The organism is Micrococcus sp. Mcc89 (assembly GCF_024519795.1).
GTDB lineage: Bacteria > Actinomycetota > Actinomycetes > Actinomycetales > Micrococcaceae > Micrococcus > Micrococcus luteus.
In genome coordinates this window covers 1-4,129 of record NZ_JALJRI010000019.1, presented here as the reverse complement: position 1 = coordinate 4,129, position 4,129 = coordinate 1, and the positions used below count along the sequence as shown (strand labels likewise).

The 4,129-nt window shown below is 67.5% G+C and carries 7 protein-coding genes; all 7 read left to right on the top strand.

Annotation, left to right across the window (positions count from 1 at the left end; genetic code table 11):
• Positions 1-230: 230 nt before the first annotated feature.
• Positions 231-365, top strand: a complete 135-nt coding sequence (locus NR072_RS01790) for a hypothetical protein (RefSeq protein WP_256835942.1) — start codon at positions 231-233, stop codon at positions 363-365.
• Complete coding sequence (locus NR072_RS01785) at positions 362-508, top strand: hypothetical protein (protein ID WP_256835940.1); 147 nt, start codon at positions 362-364, stop codon at positions 506-508. The genes NR072_RS01790 and NR072_RS01785 overlap by 4 nt, the downstream gene beginning before the upstream one ends.
• Entirely contained in the window at positions 505-711 is a 207-nt protein-coding gene (locus tag NR072_RS01780; RefSeq protein WP_256835939.1) for a hypothetical protein, read from the top strand. The genes NR072_RS01785 and NR072_RS01780 overlap by 4 nt, the downstream gene beginning before the upstream one ends.
• Positions 712-749: 38 nt before the next feature.
• The gene (locus tag NR072_RS01775; protein WP_230282848.1) at positions 750-977 is read left to right on the top strand and encodes a hypothetical protein; all 228 of its coding nucleotides are present in this window, start codon (positions 750-752) and stop codon (positions 975-977) included.
• Between the two features lie 78 nt (positions 978-1,055).
• Entirely contained in the window at positions 1,056-1,910 is an 855-nt protein-coding gene (locus tag NR072_RS01770; RefSeq protein ID WP_256835936.1) for a hypothetical protein, read from the top strand.
• 503 nt (positions 1,911-2,413) lie between these two features.
• Positions 2,414-2,779, top strand: coding sequence for a terminase (locus NR072_RS01765; RefSeq protein ID WP_256835935.1), 366 nt, complete (start codon positions 2,414-2,416; stop codon positions 2,777-2,779).
• Between the two features lie 464 nt (positions 2,780-3,243).
• Positions 3,244-3,543: a hypothetical protein gene (locus tag NR072_RS01760; RefSeq protein ID WP_158493485.1), complete on the top strand. Its 300-nt coding sequence runs from the start codon at positions 3,244-3,246 to the stop codon at positions 3,541-3,543.
• Positions 3,544-4,129: the final 586 nt, after the last annotated feature.

The window sequence follows — 4,129 nt, the reverse complement described above, 5'->3', positions numbered from 1 at the left end:
TGATTCTTACCGTTCCTCTCGGTACGGCTTACACAGACCATCTGACACGCCCCCGGGTGAAGGGTGGTGAAGGGTGTTTGTAAACCTCCCCACGCGAGGGGAGCTATAGAAAGTTTCCTAGAACCCTTCACCTCCCTACACCCGCACCACCTGAACCGCAGAAACAAGCCAATTTGACGGCCCTCGACCCTTGCCTGGTCGGGGGCCGTCGTCGTCCCCACGGAGGACAAATGAGCACCACCACCACCACCGCAACCCCCCTGACCGTGCCCGAACTCATCGCGGCCATCCGGTCGATCTCCGACGAGATTCGCGCCATCCAAGCCGACCTCGCCGCCGACAACGCAAAGGAGCGCAACCGATGACCACAACCGAACGCCCCACCGAGGCCGACAGCCTGCGCCAGCAACTCCGCTTCCACATGGAGCGGGCCGAACGCCACCGACTGCGAGCCGAGCGCGCCGAGGCCGAGCTGGCCGAAATGAAGAAGGAGCTGACCGCCCGATGAACACCCGCACGAACTACACCGATGCCGAGCTGCGCCGATTCATGGCGCTGGCCCGAGGTGGCCGTGACTCGCACCGCGACCGCCTGGCCGCCATGTCCCGCCACCCTGCCGGGTCCACCCTCAATACGGGGGCCGTCAACATGGCGGGCCACCGCACGATCCCACGAGACCTGCCCCACCACAACGAGGAGACCGCCCGATGACGACCACCTGCCCACCCTCACCCCGGAGGACTGACCCCGTGACCACCCGCCCCCCGTTCGTGGCCCGCAAACACCACTGGCAGCACAACCGGACCACGGCCAGCACTGCCCATGCGGCCCCGGCCGAGATGACCGACCCCCAGGGCGCACGTCACCCCGGCGTCGCCCTGATCGTCGCCGGGAAGCCCGCGCTCGTCCTCACTGTGGACGAACTCACCCGCGTCTGCGCCGACATGATCGACGCCGCAGAAGCCGCCCGCCAGTGACCACATGACGAACGAACGCGCGCCCCCGAGCCCACCACTAACCAGCAACAACTGACACCCCCACCGAAAGGCACTGACATGAACACCACCACCCTTGACACCAACGCGACGGTCAACGGCTACCTCACCGCCGCCGAAGCCCTGGAGCTGCCCGCCCTCGACCTGCCCGAGCTGGCACCCCTCACCCCGTCCATGACCGCAACCGAGGCCCACGCCCGAGCCGTGGACCTGCTCGCCGCCGGAGACGACCCCACCAAGGACGCCGCACTGAAGAAGTACGCCGCTGAGGCCGCACTGCGCCAGGCCGTCCACCTCGACGCAGCCTGGAACGAAGCCGACACCCGCCGCCGCCTGGACGCAATCGCCGACCACGCCGAGGCCCACCTGCCCGACCTGCTGGAACGATTCAACGCCGCCGCCCAGGCCCTGGAGGACGCCGCCCAGAACCCCGGCGAACTCGCCACCAAGGACCCTGGCGCGTACACCGTCCTGGACCGTGGCAACGCGGCCACACTCGCCCGGCAGATCGCCCCTCACCTGGGACTCATGCAGCTCGCCCACGCCCACGCCCCCGCCCTGCTGGACGGCCTGAGCAAGACCGTGCGAACGATCATGAACCCGATGCAGCACACCCAGTGGGCCACCGTCCGCCCCGTCGCCGAACACGTGGACACCCTGGGCCACCGAGGCGAGGTGCCCACCGTCACCGGGAACGCCGCATGGGATGCTGCCCTGTGCCCCGGCGTCGTGTTCGACCTGGCAACCAGCCCCGACGACCTCGCCGAACGCGAGGCCGAGTTCCAGGCAGCCCGGACCCGAAAGCACACCCTCGCCGCCATCGCCGAGGAAGAGCGCCGCTACGGCACCCGCGCCGCCCGCCAGGAAGAGGGCCAGGCCATGCTCCGAGCGATGGCCACCCACGCCGGAGCCTGACCTGATGTGAGCACGGCGTCAACGTCACGGCGGGCCGACCACACGGGCCGGTGCCGAACGAAGGATGCGAGCCCCCGCGTTTCGGGCTGAGACCGTCCTGCGCCACGGGGAAAACAACGGCGGGCGAACCGAAAGGTCGCCGCTCTCCTTCCACTGCTGTTGCCCGTTCACCGTCGCCGCGTCCGTCACCATCGGCGGGCGCGGCGACGGCACTCACAAGGGGGTGGGGGCATCCCCTCCCACCCCCCTCTCCAGGCGCTCCCGCAGGCACAGCGATCCGCCCGCAGCAGCCAGATGATTCGCCCTATCTCAGACGGCCCTCAGCGGCCTCTAGGACGCCCGTTCGTGGCCTGTCTGACTGTCTGTATGCCGCCGTGCTGTGCGTCGTTCTACGGGCCGCACAGTGGCGCGTCCTGCCGTGTGATTGCGCCGTTCCCTGGCGCTTTGACGGCCCCTGATTTTTGCCGGCCATGTCCGGCCCTGACTTGTTTCAGAAGGAGCACATGACCATGACTACGCACGCTGACGACTACGCCGCCCCGCGTGCCCCTCGTGGGCTGAAAGCGGGCGGGAAGCGCCTGTGGAGGGCTGTTACGGAGGAATTCGAGCTCGGAGAGCATGAACTCTCCGTGTTGTTGCAGGCGTGCCGGACGGTGGATGCGCTGGATGAGCTGGAGCGCATCGTGATTGCTGAGGGCGTCACCCATGATTCGCCCCAGGGTGTCCGGGCGCATCCTGCCCTCGTGGAGGCCCGCCAGCAGCGGATCACCCTGGCCAAGCTCGTGGCGTCCCTGCGAATCCCGCTGGACGACGAGCAGAGCGCGGGACGACTGCCACAGCAGCGCGTCGGCATCCGGGCGGTGAAATGAATGCGACGACGCCGACAGTCTGAGACGCCCGCCCTGGCGACGTACTACCGCACGGGTGAGTGGCCGGTTTTTGACCCGTCCGCCTGGCCCGGGGACACGCTCTATGCCCGCTGGGGGGCGTGGTGGGACGCCCAGGAGTTCGTCAACGACCTGGCCCCGGATGACCTTCACGCCTGGACGCAGTACGCCGAGTCTGTGGCCCCCGTGATGGTGGGGGAGGACTGGATACGCGCTATCGGGGTGGACGCGCGGCGGGGTGGGCATGTCGTGAAGAACGGGGTTGTCGTCTGAGTGCCGCCCAGGCGTGACGGCACCAGGCCAGCGCGGGCGGCGGGAGGCCGGGACTCTTGCCCACGGAAAAGGTGTTATACACTCTACAGACTGACTGGCATCGCCAAGGAGAGACTCGAGCCCCTTGCTCGTGGCGCGTTGCAAGTCGAGAGACACTAGAGAGAGGTGTCGAGATGACCGTCATGACCCCAATCGGCGATTCGGTGCGAGAAGTCCGCGCTACCAGCGCCGGAGACCTCCCCCTGCACGCCTACGAACTCCGAAACCGCGATTTCCTCGTGGTGCAGCTCCCCACCGGGGCGGTGTTGGCCGTCCCGAGCGATTCCGTTCCGCCGATCGAGCGCGACCTCTGGGAGGACGCCGAGTTGCGGCGCTCCCTGTGGCGCGGCTTCGATGATGCCGTCTGCGGCCGCGTCACGCCCCTGGAGGATGTCCTCGCCGAACTCGACTTCGACCTCAGCTCCGAGGACTGATCGGCTCCGATGCCGGGGGGGTTTAAGGTCGATCTGACAGACGAGGCACGCCGCGTGCTTCTCGAACTCAAGAAGTCCGACCTGAAGCGCGCAAAAAAGGTTGCTAAGGCGCTCCAGATTCTTAGGGAGTTCGGGCCAGATTACCCGGGATTCAAGACACACAAGAATGACTCCGTACCCGGCCCCTTTGGTGAGACCTGGCAGGCGTACCTAGAGAATCACACGCCAAGCGCGTGGCGGATGTTCTTCTGTTACGGCCCAGGCAGGGGGGTAATCACCGTGTTCCTTTTTGCCCCTCACGCATAATGCGCCCGTAGCCCCATGGCCCCGGCCCTCCCATCGCGGGAGAGCCGGGGCCATTTCGTGTTTCCGGGGGTGCGGGTGGTGTCCTACTGCGAGGGGCTGGACTAGGTGGGTGGCTGCCAGGCCCCTACGGGGCTAGCGGAGCCCTGCGGGCCCAGGTTTCCCGGTCCCTCACTCCAGTCGACCCGCCGCCCTCCGCCCCAGCTCTGCGACATTCGCCCACGGCAACTAGATGTAGGAGGGCATGACGTTGTTGACACGCACCGGGGCCAACGAGGCCGGA